This window comes from Dactylosporangium sp. NPDC051087 (assembly GCF_055586325.1).
Window position 1 is genome coordinate 107,576 of the sequence record NZ_JBVJIJ010000033.1, and the last position, 20,163, is coordinate 127,738.

A 20,163-nucleotide genomic window follows, 5' to 3' on the forward strand; every position below is an offset into this window, starting at 1 on the left:
CACTTCGTCGGACACCTGTCACGGACCACGACGGACACCGATGGATGCGGGTGCAACGGTTCCGGGCGGTCAGGTCGTCATGGACAGCATGGGAGCCAACGTGCGTCGCGCCACCGTGCCGTTCGTGATCATCGCCGCGGCCGTGCTGGCCGGGGCCGCCGCGTGCGCGGCCGCCGGGCCCGCCACACCCGGTCCGGCGCAGGGACCGCAGACCCCGGCGCCGGTGCCGATCACCGTCAACCCGAGCGCGCTGCCGGTCGGCGACTCGGTGCCGACCGGGATCGTCGTCGGGAAGCAGGAGATGGTCCTGTACTTCTGGGGGACGGCGGAGCAGCCGTACCTCGACCAGGCGTGGCGGGACCAGGGCAGCGGCGCCGTCGACGTCGACCACCCGTGCGCCGGCGGCCGCGCGGTCACCGCGATGACGATGGGTGACCTGAAGGGCAAGCTGTTCGGGGTCACGCAATGCGTCACGCCCGACGGCACGCTCATCGAGTTCGGCGGCGTGTGGGCCGAGGCGGCCAGGGTCACCAGCCAGGCCGGCGGCGCCACGGTGGCGGCCCGGTACGCCCGCTGGAGCAGGAACCCGCAGGTCACCGTCTTCTGGCTGAGCCGCAAGGGCAAGCCGCTGCCCGACAGCGTCTCCGACGGCAAGGGCGGGACGTCGCCGCTGCCGCCGGAGAACTATCCGCTGCTCACCGCCTACGACGCGAAGGGCACCACCATCGACAGCCTGCGGCTGCGCCCGCCGGCGACCGAACAGAAGAGCGCCTGAGCCGTCGGTGCCAGGCGTGGACGCCGGCGCCCAGCGGCCCGTCAGCCGTCCAGTGAGGCGCGGACGTGGCGGCGGGCGTCGTGGATGCGGGACTTCAGCGTGCCGGCCGGGATGTTCAGGTGGCCGGCGATCTCCTCGTAGGACAGCTGGCACAGGTCGCGCAGGACCAGCGGGGCGACGAGCTCCGCCCGGTGCGCCTCCAGCTGCTCCAGCGCGTCGAGCAGGTCCAGCCGGGAGCCGGCGATGACGCTCGTCGTGCGCGGGTCGGCGGTGTCCAGCGGCAGCTGCGGCGTCGGCTGCTCGCCCGCGCGGCGCTTCAGCGTGCGATACGTCTGCCGGGCGCAGTTGGCCGTGACCGCATACAACCAGGTGGCGAAGCGGGCCCGGCCGTCGAAGGTGGACACCTTCGTGGCGACCTGGAGCAGCGCGTCCTGGCAGGCCTCCTCGGCGTCCTGCCGGCAGGGCAGGATCCGCTGGCACTGGCGCATGACCCGCGGCTCGATCCGGGCCAGCAGCGCGTCGAGCGCGGCCGCGTCGCCGGCCGCCGCCCTGATCGCGAGCGCCTCGATGTCATGATCGTCTTCCGGCACGCCGTCCCCCGTCCCCCGTTTCGCGTGGCTCATAATACGGTCGTGCCAGTCCCTGAATACATCGGTCGATATCGCGTGCTGCGGAGGATCGGGGCAGGGGCGTTCGCCACCGTGTGGCTCGGCGCCGACGACGCGCTCGACGCCTCGGTGGCGATCAAGGTGCTGGCGGACAACTGGACCTACCACGCGGATCTGCGGGCCCGCTTCGAGGAGGAGGGCAGGATCATGCGGCGGGCCGACTCGCCGCTGCTGGTCCGGGTCCTCGACGTCGGTGAGCTGCCGGACGGGCGGCCGTATCTGGTGATGCCGTTCGCCGCCGGCGGTACCCTCGCCGACCGCCTCACCGACGGGCCGCTGCCGGTCGCCGAGGCACTCCTCGTGGCCGCCGACATCGCGGGTGCCGTGGCGGAGCTGCACGCGGCCGGGGTCCTGCACCGCGACCTGAAGCCGTCCAACGTGCTGTTCCAGCCCGCGCCGGGGCGGGACCGGGTGCTCGTCGCGGATCTCGGGCTGGCCAAGGCCCTCGCCAACGCGTCCGGTTTCACCATCGCCGCCGGTACGCCGGGCTACGCGGCACCCGAGCAGGCGAGGCCGGGTGGCGGGCTGGACGTGCGGGCCGACGTCTTCGGCGTCGGCGCGACCCTGCACCACATGCTCACCGGACGGCCACCGGCCGCCGGCGACCGCCCGTCCAGGACGCGGCCGGGGGTGCCGTCCGCGGTGGACGACATCGTGCGGCGCGCGCTGCACCCGGACCCGCGCCGCCGCTTCGCGACCGCCGCCGAGCTCGCCGCCGAGCTGCGGCGGGCGGCCGGCTCGCTGGGGCCGGGCACCCGCCGGCACGGGGTCCGCCGGGCCCTCGGCCGGGCGGCCGCCGGAGCCGTCACGGTCGCCGCCGCGCTGGTCCTCGCCGGCTCCGCCGCCGTGGGCGGCCCGCCGCCGGGCTGGGTGCGGGTGCGCGACGCGGACGGGGTGGTGTCCGTGGCCGTGCCGCAGGCCTGGGCCGGTCAGGTGCGCGACGCGGGCTGGGACCCGGCGGTGCTGCGGCTGACCGCCGGGCACGCGCCGGGCCTCGTGGTCGCACCCGACGTCACCACCTGGGCCGACCCGGCCGGCACGCTGCCCGGGGTCTTCGTCGGCACCGCCACCACCCTGACCACGGGTGAGCCCGCGCTGCCCGAGCACCCCGCCCCCTGCGTGCGGCGGCCCGACCGGGCCGCGACCGCCGCGGGGCTGCCGGTCCAGGTCCGGCGCTGGACGTCGTGCGCCGGACGCGTCTCCTACAGCGAGGCGGTGTTCGCGGTGCCACGGCACGGCTACGGCGTCTACGTGCAGATCCGGCAGGTGGGCACCGCGGACCGGACGGACGAGGTCCTGGCCGGGCTGCGGCTGTCCGCATACCCGTAGCCGCGCCGGTCGCGCGGGGCTTGTCCACCGGGTGCGGGCCCGCGGATCCGCGGGGCCCGTAATGTCGGTGCCATGAAACTGCGTGAGGACGAGGTGCAGGTGCCGGCGCCGGACGGGCCGATCCGTTCGGTCGTGCTGCGCCCGGCCGGCGACGGCCCGCTGCCCGGGGTCCTGCTGTACACCGACATCTTCCAGCTGACCGAGTCGACGCTGCGGACCGCGCGCCGGCTCGCCTCGGCGGGGTTCGTCGTCTGCGTCCCCGAGATCTACCCGCACGGCGACCTCGCGGGCGTCGCGCTGGAGTTCGACGACGCGGGCAAGCAGGCGGGCCTCGCGGGGGCGGCGGCGACCACGACCGCCCAGTTCGACGCGGACCGGGTCGCGGTCCTTGACCACCTGCAGCGGCGCGCCGACACGACGGCGCTCTTCGCGACCGGGTTCTGCATCGGCGGGCACCTCGCGTTCCGGGCGGCGTTCGACCCGCGGGTCGCGGCGACCGTCTGCTTCTACCCGACCGGCCTGCACAACGGCGCGCTCGGCCGGGACCCGGACGCCGGCAGCCTCGCCCGCGCCGCCGACATCCACGGCCGCCTCATGATCGTCTTCGGCGCCCAGGACCCGCACGTGCCCGCCGACGCGCGCGTCTCGATCCTGGCCGGCCTGTACGGCGCCGGCCTGCACGACCTGGAGCTGCACGTGTACGCCGGTGGCGAGCACGCCTTCATGCGCGACGTCGGCCCGCGGCACGACCCGGCGCTGACGGACCTGGCCCTGGCGGAGGCGATCTCCTTCTTCGCCGCCCGTTAGCAACCGCGCCGCACCCGGCGGCGGTCAGCCTTTGAAGGACCTGGCGACTCCTCGAAGGGCGGTTCTGCATGCGACGGCGACTGACCGTGTCCGGCCTGGCCGTAGCCGCGACCGCCACACTGCTGGCCCTCGGCCAGGCCGCGCTCGCGGCGCCCGCGTCACTGCCGGGCACCGTCTCCTCGGGCAAGGTGAAGCTCACCGTGCGCTCGGGGCCGACCGCCGCGTCGGCCCCGCTCGGGACGCTGCGCAACGGGGCGAAGCTCGCGCTGGTCTGCTCGGTGCAGGGCACCCGGACCAAGGGCCGGGTCCGCACCACCGACCGCTGGGACCGGCTCACCAGCGGCGCCTACGTGTCGGACGCCTACGTCTCCCGGCGCAAGGCCCTTCCCGCGTGCCCGGCCCCTGCGCCTTCGGTCACCCCGTCGGTCTCGCCGACGGTCTCGCCGTCCGTGTCGCCGTCGGTGATCGTGCCGCCGACCGGCGCCGTGCCCGTCGGCACCTGGGTCGCGCCGGTGCCGGGCAAGGGCACCAGCGGCTTCCGCACCGTGTCCCGCCCCACCCACGACGGCATCGACATCATGGCCACCCGCGAGACCCCCATCCTCGCCACCGCCGCGGGCACCGTCATCACCGTCGTGTGCAACACCTCGGGCCCGTCCTGCGACGTCGACGGCTCACCGAGCATCAAGGGCTGCGGCTGGTACGTCGAGATCCACCACGCCGGCGACGTCGTCACCCGGTACTGCCACATGGTCCGCCAACCCCTCGTCACCGTCGGCCAGCAGGTCACCGCCGGGCAGCAGATCGGCTCCGTCGGCACCTCCGGCAACTCCTCCGGCCCGCACCTGCACTTCGAGGTCCACTACGGCCGCCCCGCCACCCGCCTCAACGCCATCGACCCGGTCCCCTTCATGCGCACCGCCGGCGCCCCCGTCGCCTGAGCTGAGCACTGACCGCGGTCACCCGTCGCGGAACGACAGTATTTGCTGTGCGGAGATCGGCACGCTGCGGAGGACCTTGTGCAGGTCACGTTGATCAAGGTCGCCCGGCACTGGGAACGGGTGAGTGCTGGCGGCGATCCCGATCCGTACGTGCGCCGAGCCATGGTGAGCCAACACGTCTCGTTGTGGCGCCGACGATGGCGTCTTGTGCAGCTCACCGAGCGTCCGCCGGAGCGTCCCGTGCCCGATGCCGCGGACACCGTCGCCACGGCGCTTGCGGTTCAGGCCGCGCTGGCGAAGCTCACCCCTCGGCAGCGGGCGGTGCTGGTGCTGCGGTACTTCGAGGATCTGACTGAGGTGGCCGCCGCTGAGGCGTTGCGTTGCTCGGTGTCGACGGTGAAGAGCCAGACCCGCGATGCGCTGGCCGCGTTGCGGGTCAAAGCACCGGAGCTGGCCGACCTGGCCCAACCGACGGAGGTGCCGTCATGACCGTGCCGTTGCGTGACACGATGCGCGAGCTGGGAGAGCATATGTCGCCTGCGCGGCTGCCCGAGGATCTGTGGCGCCGCGGCAGACGGCAGCGGTACCGGAGCAGGATCATCGCGGTTGCTGTGGTGGCGCTGATCGGTGCGGCCGTAGCCGTGATGCCCGGCCTGCATGCCGAGCCTCAGCCGGCCGAAGGCGGTCCAGTTGTCCCACGCAGCGTCGAGCTTCCGTACCCCTGGCAGGCGACAGTCCGCATGGCGCCGCCCGGCCCCGCCACGGTGCTGTTCGGCGGCGACAGTCTGGGGTTGGGCAGCGACCCCTACCCCTTCGAGGAAGAGGGCGGCAAGCTCGCCGTTGTCGGCCGCAACGGCGCTTACCGCATGCTGCGCTATCCGAACGACGGACTGCGTGCCGGGCAGGACGTGCGGCTGTCGCCGGACGGCAACCTCGTCGCGCAGAGCATGCTGACCGGCGGTCCGGCAGCCGGGTGGCTGGTGGTCACCGACCTGCGCACCGGTCGCAGCCGCGGCTACGGCGACGGGCCGCCGGCCTGCTGCTTCGAGGTCGCGGCGTGGCGGCCGGACAGCGGCGCCGTCCTGGTACTGCACGGCGACAACAACGACATCGATCCAGCAACCGACCGCCCACGAGCGCAATACATCCTGGTCGACCTCGCCAGCGGCACACAGCTCCCGGTCGACGACGTGTTCCCGCGCGACCCCACCGCCTCGGCATGGGTGGCAGCGTTCTCCCCGGACGGACGCGGGTTCGTCGCGACGAGGCCCACCGCCGACGGCACCGAGCTGCGTGGTTACGACGCCACCGGCCGGCTGTGGACCCGCGACCTCGGCCAGCGGCGGCTGGCCGGCGCGGGCGCGTACACACCGGACGGTACCGCCGTGGCGCTGCTGCGCATCGACGGATGCACGAAGGACTGCGACCACGACCAGTTCGTCGCCCGGCGGTGGCAGGTCACCTATCTGGACGCCGCCAGCGGCGCAGACCACGAGGGGCCAGCGTTGCCGGCGGTGACCGGTCCGGCGGTACGTGCGCTCGGCTGGCACGGCGACGCCCTCGTTGTCGTGCAATACGAGTACGAGGACGGCGCACAGGGCCCGGACGAAACGGACCCGTGGGGCACCCGCCACGTCCGTGTGCTGACGCTGCGGCCGGACGGCACCACAAGCGTCGTGTTCGACCCGCCGGCCGACGTCATCTCCGTCGACATCGCGCAGGACCTGCTGCGCGAAGGGCGGTTCGGCGGTCCGGTGACGGAGCCTGCGGTGCTGCCCGCCCGCTGGTCGGTGATCGCGCAGTTGGCGCTGTGCCTGCTGGTACCGGTGCTGATCGTGACGGCCGTCATCGTCGTGATCGTTCGGGCGGTGCGACGGCGCCGCGCCGCTGCTCGGGGATAGGAGAAGCCGCCGACATGGCATCGAGGCCCGCCCATGAGGTACTCCTGATCCCGCCACGTTCACAGGGTCAGGTGATCGCCGTGGGTGTTCGCCCAGCGCCCTGGCCGGTACCAGGTACCTCCGACCCTGAACCATCGTCGGCTCTGGTGAGCACCGCGTATCGGCTACCCGGCGACTGATGCCCCAGAACCCTGCGGACCAGGTTGGCGTCCGGGTCTCGGAACGGACGCCCGTGCTCGGAGGTCAGCTCGAAGCTCCACGACTCGCGAAACGGCGTGCGCAGCTGGTTCCACTGCGGGTCGTAGCAGTTCAAGCCGTACGCTTTCCGCCAAACGAGCAGCGAACTCCGACGTCTCCTCGCAGCGGCTCCACACCATCGCGAAGTAGATCAGCGGCCCCGCGCCTCTTTGATGAGCGGCCCCGCGGCCCAGGGGCTGTCCCACCCGACATCGGCGCAGAGATCCGGGTATCTGTCGAGCAACGCGTCCACGTACGCGATGACCCGGGTCGCCGGTGCCACGGGACTGTCCGACCCCCTGTACAGGTCGTACAGGCGGTTGAAATCTGCGCGCGCGCAGTGAAGTCGTTCGATGGCCGATCGCTCTCCCAGACGGCAAGATCGCATGACACGCCGCGATCCTACATAGCCGGCCCGGCGGCATCCGCGCCATACCCGAAATGCTCGGCGAAGGCATCCACGAACGAACGTGTGCGGTCACGCATCACCCCGGGAGGCATCTGCTCGGTGAACGCCTCGTAGTCCCGCAGTGTCCGGGTCGCCTCCTCAATCGCCCCTGACACTGCCAGGGCAATTGCCAGGTTACCGACGAGCACCTGGTATCCCTTGTCGGCACGCATCCACGTAATCAGGTCCTCCAGCTGCCGGAAACCGTTCAGGAACCGCATGCCGTAAACCGAGATGTCGGAAACTATGGCATCGACCGCGCGCTCGAGGTCCGATCGGGTCTCAACCGTCCATCGAGCGTAGGGGGAACCGGACACCCCTGCCGCCTTGAGCTGCGTTGAGAGACTAGCACCGAGAGACGAGGAACTTCCCGGACCGCTCCATGGGTACCCAGCGAATGCGGCGGCGAGTTTGCTCACCTCCACATGGGCCACTCCCAGCGTCGGACTGAACGCGACGCTGCCGTCCGAGAAGGTCTGCGACCCCAGGCTGATGCCGTTGACGATATGGTTGGGCCTCATCAACATCAAACTCGGCGTTTCGGCGTCTACATCCGTCCACCACCGCCAGCCACGCTCGACGAGTGCCGCACCTATGCGGCTCACCGCTTCACTTCTCAGGGCGTGCATATTGGGCACCACCGCCGTTCTGCCCGAACCGGCATTCGAAGAATTGTTCCCGACTCGACACCATACTGCTTTAGTTTATCACCACGAACCTCCGCACCAATCGTCTCAAGCTGCGGATAGCCAATTTCCTGGCCGGGAGTAAATCCCCCACTATTGCCTTTGGACTCGAAGGCCTCCCACTGACCGCCGGGCTTCCGGGCAACAAAGTCGGCCCTGAACTCCGTTCCGTCGATGGTGTGGAACGTCACTTCGGAAACGATGTCGACGTATCCTTCGGCCTCCATTTCTTCCTTCATCGCGAAGGTAGCCAGCTTGCCGTGGTCGATCGTAGGGTCTTTCGGGCACATGCCAATGGGCGCGTTGTGCACCAGCACGAACGCGGATCCGGCCAGCACGTAGTAGGTGTGGCTGATGTCGACCGTGAGGTTGTACATCGTGGCGGTGCCCGTGAAGTTGGCGACCGCGACGACGTGCTCGGCGGCACCGTCGTTCGTGAGCAGCGCCTCATCTGGTTGCAGTTCGCCCGCACTCACCCAGTCGTGCCGCGAGTCGCTCCAGAACGGGTGGTTCTGCGTGGTGTGCAAGACAGCGACCACGCCGGCGGAGTCGACGACGGTCAGGTCCGCGAGATCGGTGTCCCTGTTCTCATGCAGCTGGGTGACGCCGCGGGACGGGTGCTCGCCGGTGCTCGGGTCCCCAGCGGCGACGACGTCACCGACGGCGATCTCCACAATGGGCTTCGATGTGCCGTCCGCCATCAACACGGGCGTGTCGGGGGTGAACGACGAGCACCTCGAGGCCCTTGCCGCCGCGGCGGCCTCCTCCTCCCCTGCGATGATCGCGACCTCGGCGTAGTCCGCGGCCGCCTCGGCCGGTGGGGCGATGAGCAGGGCGATGTCGATCGGGACGAAGATGACGACCTCGAACAACACCAGGAACTGCATGCCCGCGTCGATCGCGCAGTCGAGCTTGTCCGCAGAGCAGTCGATGGTCGATGCGGCCGGGTGGCAGCAGAGCCCGCCTCCCGGGTTGTGCAGCGGTGACCTGTTGTCGGCACTGCATGGGAATCCGACGAGGCAGATGTGTTTAGTGACCTTCGGCTTGCAGCTGACGTACTTCCCGCAGCCGTTGTTGCTCGCGGTCGTCGCGGTGTACCAGCCGACGTAGCAGGACTTGCGCTTCGGGTTGTTATTGCAGTTCGGGTGGTAGGCGGGGCTGTCCTCGGCCGCGTGGTCGGTCCACAAACCGGTCGGGTCGCTGTGGGTGATCGGGTTGTTCGAGGCGTATGCGTAACCGCCGAGTTGTTGCGGGTCGGAGGTGTCCAGCGCCTCGTCGACGCTCACGAAGCTACCGATGACGGGGTCGTAGTGACGCGCCCCGACAGCGGTCAGTCCGGTGGATACGTCGGTCGGCCTGTTGAGGAAGCCGTGGTTGTCGGGCGCTGCGGCGGCTGTGCCGCGTGGGCCGCCGTACGGGGTGCTCTGCCGCCAGGAAGGGGTTTGCGCGGTGTAGTTGAGGTAGACGGTCGGGGTGCCGTGCATGTCGCTGAGCTGGAACGTGACCGAGGTGCTGGGGGTGCCGGTGCGGACCGCGACGCCGCCGCCGGGGAGTTGGTAGTAGCGGGTGCCGGTGACGGTACCCGTGCCGGTGTCCAGGGTCAGCTGCTGGCCCGGAAGGTACAGGACGGTTGAGCCAGGGTCCTTCTGCAGCAGCAGGTCGCCGTCTGGGTCGTACACATACTTGCTCGGGCCGGCGGTCCCGCCGGTGACGCCGGTGAGTTTTCCGGCGTCGTTCCAGGTCAGGGTCTGGTTTCCCTGGGCGGCGTTGCGGGTGACGGTGTTGCCGGCAGCGTCGTAACCGTAGGAGGTGCTCCCGGTTGCGGCGCCAGTGGTCGTAGTGCCCCTTAGCGTGTGCGGCTGGCTGGCGAGGTAGGTGTAGTCCGTGTTGACGTCACCGGCAGCTACGGCGCCGTACTGCGTCTGATGGGCGCGCCGGCCGATGGTGTCGACGGTCCAGGCGGTCCAGTAGCTGCTGAGCGTGCCGAGACTGTCGCCGACCATGCTGCGGTTCGTCGGGGTCGGCGTGGTGGCGCAGTTGTCGGTGGCGGTCCACGCGTTGGTGAGCCGGTCGAGGTTGTCGTAGGTGAAGCACTGGGTTTCTGTGGGCGTACTGGCGCCGAGCCGGGTACCGGTTTGTCTGGTGAGGTTGCCGGCCAGGTCGTAGGTGTAGGCCTCGTTATCGATGTTGGCGGGTGTACCGGCCTGCCTGCTGATCAGCTGGTTGGTGAGCCGTCCGGAGTGTTCGTCGTAGGTGTTGGTGAGGTATGACAGGTTCGGGCTGGCGCCGAGGGCTCCCTGGGTGGGGCGGCCCCACGCGTCGTACGTGGTGCTGGCGGCGTAGCCGGTCAGCCCGCCGAGCCCGTTCGGCAGGCCGCCAGCCGTGTAGGTGTGCAGCACGGTCTCGGCGGGCAGCCCGTTGCGCCCCGGGTAGATGTCCTTGAGCGGCAGGCCGAGGTTGGTCGTGTAGATGTGGCTGTAGACGTAGTCACCGCCGAGCACGCCTTCGCTGCTGGACACAGTGACGGTGAGGCCCGTTGATTCGCCGAAGTTGTTGAAGTCTTTCTGTTGCGAGGTGATGTACGCGACGCCGTTCACGTAACCGATGGACGTCGTGAGCTTGCCGATCGCGTGGGTGACGCCGAGGACGTTGTTGGAGTTGTCGTAGTACCAGGCGGCCGTCTTGTTGGCGGCGGTCTGGCCGCTGGACGGCCCGTCGTACTGGGCGGTCTTCCGGTTGAGCGCGTCGTAGGTGTAGGAGATCGTCTTCGTGCGTCCGTCGGTGATCTGCGTCAGGTTGCTGTTCTTGTCATATTCCATGCTCTGCGGGCCGGCGTCGGGGTCGGTGCTGCTGCTGCGCTGGCCGAGGAGGTTGAAGGTCGACGTCCATGTGTTGCCCGCAGCGTCTTTGGTGCTGTTCTGGTGATTGCGGTTGTCGTAGCCGTAGGTGATCGCGTTGGTGGTGCCGCCGGTGACCGTCCAGATGCCGGTGAACGGGTTGGTTGGGGTGTGCAGGGTCGGTGCGGCGGTGTACTGGTCGATCTCGACGTTGCGGCCAGCCTTGTCGGTGAGGGTTCGCTGGACGATGCCGCCGGTGGGCGGGATGACCGTGGTCTGGTCTCCGTTGCGGACCGTGGTGGTGCTGGAGACTACGACGCCCTTGTTGAGTTTGGTGCCGACAATGACTCGACCCAGGCCGTCGTAGGTGAGCTGGTCCTGGTTGGTGACCATGACGTTCAGGTCGGTGGCCGAGGCGATGGCGGGGCCGGGAGCGTTCGCTGGGTCCCACCAGTTGTTGTAGGTCGCCCGGGTCCAGCCGCGGGAGTCGTAGAAGGTGTCGGTGATGACGCGGCCGGTGCCGAACGCGGCGCTGGTCTGGGTCTGGCGCGTGCGTAGCTGCGCGTCGTAGATGACCACGGACGACACGTAGGTGCCGCCTTCGAGCAGCCGGTTGGTCGTGGCCGCGGTGGTGCCGGTGTTGGACACCACGTAGCTGTAGGTGTAGGTCGCCGGCAGGCTCGTGGAGCGGGAGTTGGTCCACACGGCGCTGGCCCGGCCGAGCGTGTCGAAGGTCTGGGTGGTCACCACCGCGTTGGGGTCGGTGACGGTCAGCGTTGCCCCGCGGACCGGATCGATGGTGGACGTGACGGACTGGTTGAGGGCGTTGGTGGTCATCGAGCCGATCAACAGCCCGGCGGACATTGTGTATGTGGTCGTGGTGTTGTGGTCGTTGGCGTCCCAGGCGGTGACCGGGCGGCCGTAGCTGTCGAACGCGCCTCGGGCCCTCGTCTGGTATGTGGATGCGTCGACCGCCTGCCGGACCATAGTGACGTCGCCCTTGGTGGGCACGCCGGTCTGCGGGAACGTGGTGGCGAAGTTGGTCTGGTCGTCGAAGAACGTCAGAGTGTCGCTGACGACCTGAGCTGGTCGGCTCACCGAGGCGGGCGCGGTGAGGGTGTTGATCGACGCCGGTACTGATGGCGGGCTGCCCTGGGTGAAGTGGTTGCAGGCGACGCTGTCGGTCTCGACGCGGGCGACCAGACCGACGAGATTCTTGGTGGTGTTCGCTGCCGCGTAGGTGGTAGTGGTGCAGTTGTCGTACGCCGGGTCGGCCGGGACGGTGTGGCTGTAGCTCGCGGTAGGCAGGCCGAAGTTCGCGTCCGTGATGGTCGCGTCGTAGGTGGTGTCGTCCTCGGTGTACCGCCAGACGGTGCTACCGGTCGACGTCAGTGCCTGCCGGGTGAACGTCTCCACGGGCGCGACCCAGTTGGCGGTCAGCGGTTGCAGCCCGGTGCGGCTGCGGGTGGCGGTCGCCGCGGAGATCCAGTATGAGGTGATGGTGGAGGAATCGACGCCACCGTTCTCACCGAGGTAGCTGGTGGTCTCCAGGACGTTTCCGGCCAGGGCGTTGGCGTCGTCGTGCTGGCCACCGGCGGAGTCGGTCAGGGTCACCGCCGTGGTGTTGTTGTTGTTCGACATGCCGCGGTAGTAGGTGTTCTCCGTCTGCGTACGCGGATCGTTGGTGAGGTCGCCGACGAACGTCTTGACGGAGCCGTAGCCACGGAACTGACCGTAGGTCCGGTATTTCGCCTGCACGACCTCGTTGTCGTCGTAGTGCCACGCGGCCCCGCCGCCGAACTGGTAGCTCGTGGTCGTCGCTGGTGCCTTGCCGGTCGGGTCGGTGACCGTGACCTTGTTGACGACGTACTTGTTGAACCAGTCCCGGTACGGATTGCTGTAACCCTGTGGTGTCCAGTAGACCGGGTAGCACGAGGAGGTGTTGGTGGCCGGGTCGATGGTCACCGGGGCGGTGCACGGGTTGACGAGCGTGTAGGAGGCGGTGATCACCGCGCCGGTTTCGGTGGTGACGCTGCTGATCCGGAACCGGTCGAGCTCGGGGAAGTCCGCAGTGCTCACCCGGTTGGGCATGGACTGGGTCGGGGTGAAGGTCACCGCCGGCAGCGTGATCGCCGTGGCCGGCGAGGCGTTGGGGGCCGAGCCGGTGCGAGCGACCGACGACAGCCACAGCGCGGGCGAGGTCAGGTCGTGCGGGGCGGGCAGCGTCTGGGTGAGCGCATAGGTGTCCACCGGCTTGTACTGCGCGGCCGCGGTGACGTACTGCTGGGTGACGATCGAGGTCAGCCGCACGGTCGAGAACATCGACGGCGACCTGGTGGTGCAGGTACTGCCGCTGGCGCAGATCAGGTCGACCGGCACGTCGGGCCAGTTCGCCGCGTTGGCGGTGGTGAGCGCACAACTGCCGGACAGGCAACGCGGCCCGGGGTTGAACACCACCATGTTCGGCGGTGTGGCGTAGGCGTTCCCGTCGGTGAAGCCGTAGTCGATGTGATCCAGGGAGCTGTCGCGGATGTAGGCGGTGTTCGTCGTGCCGTTGTACCGGCCGTAGTAATTGATGTCCTGCTTGTAGAAATACGACATGGCATTGCCGTGCACGTCCACGACGTAGTCGAGATGCCACTTGTACGCCATCGTGCAGAACGACAGGGAGTAGGTCGCGTTATAGCAGGGGTCGAGGTGCGTTGCGTCCTTGGGGTGCGCGGAGTAGACCGGTTCGTAGTCCACGGAGTTCGTCGCCGGCTTGCCGCTCACCCAGCCCGGGAGGTGGTTGCGGCCGAAGGAGTACTGCGTACCATCGCGGGTGGTGACGGTCCAGTAGTCGGTGTTGTAGGTGCCGGTGCCGTTACTGGAGCCGGTCACCTGGGTGATGACCTCGCCGTTGTCGCCCTGCGGTTTCCAGACCGACTTTGCTGCGTCCCAGACCAGCGAGCTCGAGGAGCCGCCCAGCGACATCGTCAGGATCGGCCCCGCATAACAGGTGTCCGACGTGACGACCGGGGGCGCAGAGCCCTCCGGCTTGTCGGCGCACGAGACGAAGGTCTGCTCGATGTAGGAGTCGGGCGTGGACCAGCCGTCACCAACCCAGGACGACTGCGCTCCCGTCGCCGAGGTCTGTCCGTCGACGGTGCTGGAGTTGTACGACAGCGCCAGGCTCGGCACCAGTTTGGACGCTGCCGGCGGCACGACGATCGGGTTGCTGTAGGTGAACGCGCCGGTGCTCGACCCCGCGGTCCAGCTGCCGGACGGCTTCAACCCGGTCGCGGCGTAGCTGCCCGCTGCCCCGCCCTCCTGGCCCGGGTCGCTGCTCGCTGACGCCGCCAGCACCATCGGCTGCACGCCCTCCGCGGCGGAGGCAGACATCAAGCTCGGCGACGTGGATACGGCAGAGGTGCCGGCCAGCGTCACGGTTGCGGCCAGCCGTTTTGCCTTCGGTTCATTCGAGGAGCGCAACGGTGTCGCTGTACGGCACTCCGCTAGATGCGGCGAGGTGAGTGCACATGCCGGCAGTTGCACCAGTTGTAGCCGGCTGTCGTAGTTGCCCCCGAAGGCTTGCGCGAACGCGGTGTAGTCGAGACTGACCCGGACGTCGCCTCGACCGTTCTGCTGCGGTGTTAGTGACAGAAGTACCCCGTTGATGCCAGCGGCGTCGGCCGTCTTCTGATCGTGGACGCGGACTTCCAGCTGCCGCGGGCCGGCATAGCTGCCGTCAGCTTCAACGATCGGTCCGACCATGACCGGGAGCGTTCCGGCCTGTACAGCTTGGGCTTGCTTGGCCCCGCCCGTGGGCACTGTCATTGCAACATCCGCCGTTGCAGCGGCGGGCCAGGCAGTGGCTGTGGCGCGGAAGGGCGTAGAGGTGTCCTTGGGCGGCGCGAAACTGGTCGGCGCTTTGGTCACGTTGTGCACCGCCGGACCCACGGGAATGGCTGGCGCTTGTCGGGGCGGCAGTGCCCAGGCTGGCGTTGGCACTGGCTGCAAGAACGATGCAACCAAGACTGCGGCGACGACAGCCGCCCGGTCGCGGCCTCGCTGGCGTCCATCAGAGGTCCTCATACCTACCGTCCGTCCAAAGTCCGAGTGCCGAGAGCGGGCGTACTACGAAGGAGCGACATATCGAACTTCAGCGCCGTTGGGCGAAGACGCCGACCGGGGTCCAGCCGCCGCTGAGGGAGGTCAGTGGTGCGACTTGGAAGCCGTTGCCGGCGGAGACGTTGCGCCAGGCATAGAGCATGTCGCCGGAACGGCCGATGAGGTCGGTGTAGCCGTCGAGGTCGTAGTCGCTGGTGAAGACGGTGGTGACGGATGCCCAGCCGAGGCCGACGTCGTAGGACGGTCCACGGCTCAGGACATGCTCGACGGTGGTATTCGGGATGAGCGTGAGCTTGTCACCGTTGGGGTTGGAGAACGCGGCTACGTCGATGCGCCCGTCACCGTCGAAGTCGCCGGTGATGATGCGGCCGTAGCCGCCCCACTCGGTGCCGAGGGACACGCGTGGGGCGATGTGGTACGAGCCGCCGGTGTAAGTGACCCGGTAAGCGAAGCCTTCGGTGGTGTTGCGGCCGATGAGGTCGGTGATGCCGTCGTTGTCGAGGTCGGCCGCCCAGGTGCTTGTGATGGTGGTCCAGCCGACGTCGGCGGCGACCCGGGTGCCGCGGCTCGGGCTGCCGATGCTGCTGGTGTTCGGGACGATGTACAAGGTGTAGCCGTCGTTGCTCCAGCCGGCGATATCGATCTTCTTGTCGCCGTTGAAGTCGCCAGTGACCAGCCGTGTCACGGTGGACCAGTCGCTACCGAGCACGACGTACGCGGCGAGGGATACGGTCCCGGGGGTACTGATGTTGCGCCAGACCAGTAGGTCGTTGGCGCCGTTCTTGCCCAGGACGTCGACCTTTCCGTCGCCGTCCCAGTCGGCGAGGGTGAAGAGACTGACCGTGCCCCAGCCGGACGACAATCCGGTGGCGACCTGGCGGCTGGGTGTACCGCCGCTGGTGCTGCCGAGGCTGACGTACATGCTGCCGCCCGACGTGTCCAGGTAAAGCAGGTCGGGGAGCAGGTCACCGTCGAGGTCGACGATGTTTCCCGCCGCGGCCGGCAACGCCGGGCGCGGGGTCATCGCGCCGCTGACGAGGTGGTTGTCGGCGAACGTCTGCACGTCGGCGATCTGGCCGGCGAACCACCCGGTCCTGGTGTCGCTGTTGAGCTGGGCGCCGATGACGAGGTTGCCGGTAGCGGGCCATGTGACTGGCGGGTAGTGGTGAGCGGTGGCAGCGAGGGTGCCGTTGACGTACAGCGCCATGATGCCGGTGGCGGCGTCGAAACCCGCCTCCAGGTGCGTCCACACGCCCAGTTGTGCCGGTTGCACGGCGCGGGCCTGGTCGAAGGACCAGCCGGTGGTGTCCGCGGTCGCCATCTCGAACCGCCACGTCTTGTCGGTCGGTTCCAGGCGCAGGAAGAACCGCGACGTGTGTGCGCCGTCCTCGGAGAGCACCACGCCGCTGGCGGCGACGGGCTTTGCCCAGGCGGAGATCGAGAAAGACGCGCTGGTGTCGATGAGCCGGCCGTTGGAGAGCAGCGCACCGTTCGGTGAGGTGATCGGTGCGCCGTTGGCGTCGACGTTGAGCATGACATCGGGGCTGAACAGGTCCCCGGTATGCCAGGCGGCGGCACCTGCGCCGGTCAGCGTCGCGGTGCCGATCGCGTCCGGTGCGGTCGTGGCGGCGCCGGTGGTGCCGGTCGCGAGGGTCCACTGGTGGGTGGCAGTGGACAGCGTCTGCGGGCTCTGCGCGGTGAGCGTCGCGTTGGTGCCGGTGACGTTGCTCGTGACGTACGTCTTCGCGGTCATGCCCGCAACGGTGCGCAGATCGGTGATGCCGTCGTGATTGACATCCATCGCCTGCAGCGACAGCACAGCCCCGGTGTTCCAGCCAATCGCCGCAATGGTGTGCGCGGTGTAGCTCAGTGTCCCAGTGTCCGGGTCAGCGGTCACTCCGGTCCAGAAGTACAACCCACCAGTGGTCTTGTTCCACAGGAACATATTCGTCGTACCACTCGCGGTCTGGCTGGTCGCCAGAGTCCAGTTCCCCCAGTCCGTACCCCCGGTCGGCGTCAGGGTGCTCAGCCCGTACGTCATGAAGTACCCGCCGGTGAGGTTCGTGTTGGGAAAATAGTTCAGACTGCTGCCGTCGCTGCTGACCCCGAGTAGGTCCGGGTAGGCGAGGTTGTGCCCGGCGGCATTTCCGGCATTGACCAACTGCGTCGGGTACCCGCCCGCCATGTCGGTGATCGTGCCTGCGTATACGACGGTCGCCGCGTAGGCTGGCTGGAGGGTGCTGCCGTCGCCGTTGCCGTTGATGATGACGGCGTTGCCGGCGTTGGCGCCGGTCGGGTAATAGACGAAGACGTCCTGCAGGCCGCTGCCGGTGAACCGGCCCGAGACGACCTGGGTGCCGTTGTAGGCGGCGGGGCCGGCAACGGCAAACGACGCGGTGCCGTTGACACCGATGTCGGCAGCGATCGTCTGTAGCGGACTGCTCGACGAGCCGCGGGCAAGCCACAGTCCTGCGGGCATACCCGTGCCGCCGACACCGACTGACGTGAGGTCGGCGTTGCCGTCGCCGTCGAAGTCGTGGTCGGCCTGGGTCGCCGCTGGGGCGGCGTTGAACGTCAGCGTCGCGGTATCACCAAAGTTCCCGCCGGCCGAGGCTGCCGTGACGGCGACAGTGTTGGTGAACCGGGTCGGCGTCAACGAGACCGTCGCGTTGCCGTTCGTGGCCGTGACGGTGACCGGTGGCAGCCCGTTGATCTGGTACGTGTAGGTGGCGGGAGTCGAACTACCCGCGTCGCCGGTGATGCCGATGGAGGTTGGCTGGCCGATCGTGCTGCTGCCGGTCGTCGTCAGAACCGGCGCTCCGGGACGTGTTGGGTCGAACACGAACGAGCATGTCGCCGACCAACTGCTGGAGACGATGCCGTCGGTGGTCTGCACATGCCAGGCGAACGTTGTCGCTGTCGCGGGAGTGCCGGCCGCCGCCTTGAGTACAGTCTCCGGCACCACCAGCACTGCCGTGTGACCAGACGGATACGTCAGGACGTTCGGGTCCGACGATGCCAGAAACGTTCCGGGCGTTGAGGCCTTCCACAGCTGGAACGCGACGCCGAGCGTGCCGCCGTTCGGGTCCGACACGGGCGCGTAGAGGCTGACGTTGCCGTCACCGACAGCGGTGGGTGTCGCCGCAGTGCAGTCGGTGCTCGGCGATGTGGTCAGACCCGACGGCGTGGCCGGCGGATGGTTGTAGGTGATGCTCAGCTGGGGTGTTCCTGCGTCGAACTCCTTGTACCCGTTGGTGTTCGAGGCCTCGTTGACCGCGGTGAACACAAACGTCTGCGTGCCCTTGTGCGCGGCCACGGCACTGTTGACCACCGGCAGCACGTTGAACCCGACGCTGGCTGCGGGGCAGCCGCTGTTATAGCCGTGCGCGGTGACAGGGCCGTCGACCTTCGCGCCCAGGTTCACCGACGACCATGAGTCCCAGGTCGCGTTCGCGCTCGTCAACGTCGTCGCCGGGGCGAACACGTCGATCTCGCTGGCAGCGCAGGAGAACGAGTACACCTCGGTCATCGTCAGACTCGCACTGGCGATCGTCGCCCCGCTCAACACTGACGGGATACCGAAGTTGATAAGTGTGTGGGACCAGATGCCGCCGCTACCGGAATTGCCGACCTGCATGTGACCAGTCGGGTCAGGCGTCTTGTTGTAGTAGTTCGAGCCATGGAACTGCTTCGGAACCGTCGCCCATGCCGACTTTGACACATTGACCGGCGTCCAAACCGGGTCGTAGTACAGCGGGTACACGAGATCTGCCGTGGCGAGAACCGCTGGGTCCGGCGTGAGGACGATGTCAGCGGCACTGACCTTCACTCCGAGCGCCGCGATCCGCGCCGCCTTACCAGGACCGCGCGAGTTGGAAACCGCTGGGCGGCGCGTTAGCGGATCGACGTCGCCCTGGCCCTGCGGAACGGGCTGAGTGCTCGGCTCGGCGCTGGCCGGCGCCGTAGCCTGAGCGCTCGGCGGGGCCTCGGACTGGGCACTCACGCTCGGTGAGGCACCGGCAGCGGCGGTCACACTCGTTGAGACCCCGGACTGTGCGGTGGCCGAGCCGGAGGGTGGCGCACCGCTCTCTGCCGACTTCGTGGCAGCAGCCGCGACAGCCGAGTCCCACATCATCGGGGTCGGCGCGGTGAAGGCCGCATTGCCGCTGCGATCCACGGCGGACAGGTTTCCCGCCGAGTCAGCACGGACGGTGAGCCCATCGGTCTGCAATGCTATCCGCACCGTCGCCAGCGCTGCGGCCGCGGCCGCGTTCCGCACGACGAACACCTGACCGAAGCCGCCCTGCTCGTCCACAGTGACCTGCAGGTCTACGCCCGGCATTACATCGGTGTAGGTTGCCGTCGCGCCGGACAGCGCCGGCCGAGGCAGTGCCATTGGCACCTGCAGGCTCATGCGTCGGCCGCCGTTGTCCAGGACCGCGAGCGGACCGGCGCCGCCGTCGGACAGTACGACTGAACTGGTGGTCACGCCCGGCACGACCGTGCCGTCGGACGTCAGCCGAAGGACCGGGTCGAGGGCGAGCCACTCCTGACCGACGCGCTTGCGGACCGGTGCCGCCGACGACGTCAGCGTGAGGGAACCATTCGGGTTCGCAGACACCGTCGACGTTGGGGTAGTCGCGCCGTCGACGGGCACCGCCTTGCCGGTCGCCCGCGCCTTCGCCAACGCCTGCTCCTGCGTCACGGCGGCCGACGTAGTCGGTGCCGAGTCCAGAACCTCAGGGGGTGGGGCAGCCGCCACGCGACCGGCCGACAAGCCAGCACACAGGAGTGTCACCACTGCCAATGCGGACAACCGACGTGTACTGCCAACAGAAAACCACCGCATGCGAGCCGCCTCCACGCCAAATGCGAGTCCGTCTCGCCCCCGCGACGAAGAGAGCCTCATTTACGAATGGAAGATCGTCAAGAGCCGCTGATTGCCGAGTTGTCCGATTCATGCCCGAACGGACATTCTCGATACCTCATGTGATCCAGGTCTCAAGGCAACCGTACAGTAAAACTAGACCATTGCCATTGTATGACTCGCAAGATACAGGCGCAGATCTATCCTGCAATAATGAATATGCCGCGCGAGGTAGCGCTCATGTGCCGCACCTCGCCGAAGTCGCCTTATAGATGCCGACCGACCGAAGCACGAGGCGAGCCATCAGTTCCTGCGGGCCCATCCGGTCTTCCGTCAGGAACCGAACCGCTGCGTCTCCGCAGAGGACGCTCACAGGTCGGCCGCCGACGACATCCGCTTCTGCCGCAGGTCGCGCGGGCGGTGGTGGGTTGATGCGTACGGTCGGTCGGTGACCTGCACCTGAGCCCTGATCCACCGATGAGATTGATGTGGCGGAGGCATCTCGGACGCGACAATGCCCCCGCGAGCTGGAAAGATAGAGGTTCTTGAGGCATCTA

The 20,163-nt window shown here is 68.6% G+C and carries 10 protein-coding genes; 6 read left to right on the forward strand and 4 right to left on the reverse strand.

Annotation, left to right across the window (positions count from 1 at the left end; translation table 11 throughout):
* Positions 1-88: 88 nt before the first annotated feature.
* On the forward strand, positions 89-775 hold the full coding sequence (locus ACZ6TV_RS45130) for a hypothetical protein (protein WP_465305947.1): 687 nt from the start codon (positions 89-91) through the stop codon (positions 773-775).
* A 41-nt stretch (positions 776-816) separates the two neighbouring features.
* Here the strand turns inward: ACZ6TV_RS45130 and ACZ6TV_RS45135 are convergent, their stop codons facing one another.
* A complete protein-coding gene (locus ACZ6TV_RS45135) occupies positions 817-1,365 on the reverse strand; it encodes an RNA polymerase sigma factor (protein WP_465305949.1) in 549 nt (182 codons plus the stop codon).
* A 42-nt stretch (positions 1,366-1,407) separates the two neighbouring features.
* Between ACZ6TV_RS45135 and ACZ6TV_RS45140 the strand changes: the two genes are divergently transcribed.
* The 5 genes from ACZ6TV_RS45140 to ACZ6TV_RS45160 all read left to right on the forward strand — a co-directional run bounded on the left by ACZ6TV_RS45140 (position 1,408) and on the right by ACZ6TV_RS45160 (position 6,421).
* On the forward strand, positions 1,408-2,772 hold the full coding sequence (locus tag ACZ6TV_RS45140; protein WP_465305951.1) for a serine/threonine-protein kinase: 1,365 nt from the start codon (positions 1,408-1,410) through the stop codon (positions 2,770-2,772).
* Positions 2,773-2,844: 72 nt separating this feature from the next.
* On the forward strand, positions 2,845-3,579 hold the full coding sequence (locus ACZ6TV_RS45145) for a dienelactone hydrolase family protein (RefSeq protein ID WP_465305953.1): 735 nt from the start codon (positions 2,845-2,847) through the stop codon (positions 3,577-3,579).
* A 68-nt stretch (positions 3,580-3,647) separates the two neighbouring features.
* On the forward strand, positions 3,648-4,520 hold the full coding sequence (locus ACZ6TV_RS45150) for a M23 family metallopeptidase (RefSeq protein WP_465305955.1): 873 nt from the start codon (positions 3,648-3,650) through the stop codon (positions 4,518-4,520).
* Between the two features lie 42 nt (positions 4,521-4,562).
* The gene (locus ACZ6TV_RS45155; protein ID WP_465305957.1) at positions 4,563-5,009 is read left to right on the forward strand and encodes a SigE family RNA polymerase sigma factor; all 447 of its coding nucleotides are present in this window, start codon (positions 4,563-4,565) and stop codon (positions 5,007-5,009) included.
* Positions 4,901-6,421 (forward strand): hypothetical protein, encoded by a 1,521-nt coding sequence (locus ACZ6TV_RS45160; RefSeq protein ID WP_465305959.1) that lies wholly within the window; start codon positions 4,901-4,903, stop codon positions 6,419-6,421. Before ACZ6TV_RS45155 ends, ACZ6TV_RS45160 begins: the two co-directional genes overlap by 109 nt.
* Positions 6,422-7,060: 639 nt before the next feature.
* Here the strand turns inward: ACZ6TV_RS45160 and ACZ6TV_RS45165 are convergent.
* The 3 genes from ACZ6TV_RS45165 to ACZ6TV_RS45175 form a co-directional block, all read right to left on the reverse strand.
* Positions 7,061-7,735 (reverse strand): hypothetical protein, encoded by a 675-nt coding sequence (locus ACZ6TV_RS45165; protein WP_465305961.1) that lies wholly within the window; start codon positions 7,733-7,735, stop codon positions 7,061-7,063.
* A complete protein-coding gene (locus ACZ6TV_RS45170) occupies positions 7,723-14,547 on the reverse strand; it encodes a polymorphic toxin-type HINT domain-containing protein (protein WP_465305963.1) in 6,825 nt (2,274 codons plus the stop codon). Before ACZ6TV_RS45170 ends, ACZ6TV_RS45165 begins: the two co-directional genes overlap by 13 nt.
* A gap of 223 nt (positions 14,548-14,770) precedes the next feature.
* Positions 14,771-19,444: an FG-GAP-like repeat-containing protein gene (locus ACZ6TV_RS45175; protein ID WP_465305965.1), complete on the reverse strand. Its 4,674-nt coding sequence runs from the start codon at positions 19,442-19,444 to the stop codon at positions 14,771-14,773.
* Positions 19,445-20,163 lie beyond the last annotated feature (719 nt).

Bases quoted from the DNA above. Each gene is read 5' to 3' on its own strand.
- ACZ6TV_RS45130 (WP_465305947.1), top strand. From the start codon at position 89: ATGGGAGCCAACGTGCGTCGCGCCACCGTGCCGTTCGTGATCATCGCC.
- ACZ6TV_RS45145 (WP_465305953.1), top strand. From the start codon at position 2,845: ATGAAACTGCGTGAGGACGAGGTGCAGGTGCCGGCGCCGGACGGGCCG.
- ACZ6TV_RS45150 (WP_465305955.1), top strand. From the start codon at position 3,648: ATGCGACGGCGACTGACCGTGTCCGGCCTGGCCGTAGCCGCGACCGCC.
- ACZ6TV_RS45165 (WP_465305961.1), bottom strand. From the start codon at position 7,735: ATGCACGCCCTGAGAAGTGAAGCGGTGAGCCGCATAGGTGCGGCACTC.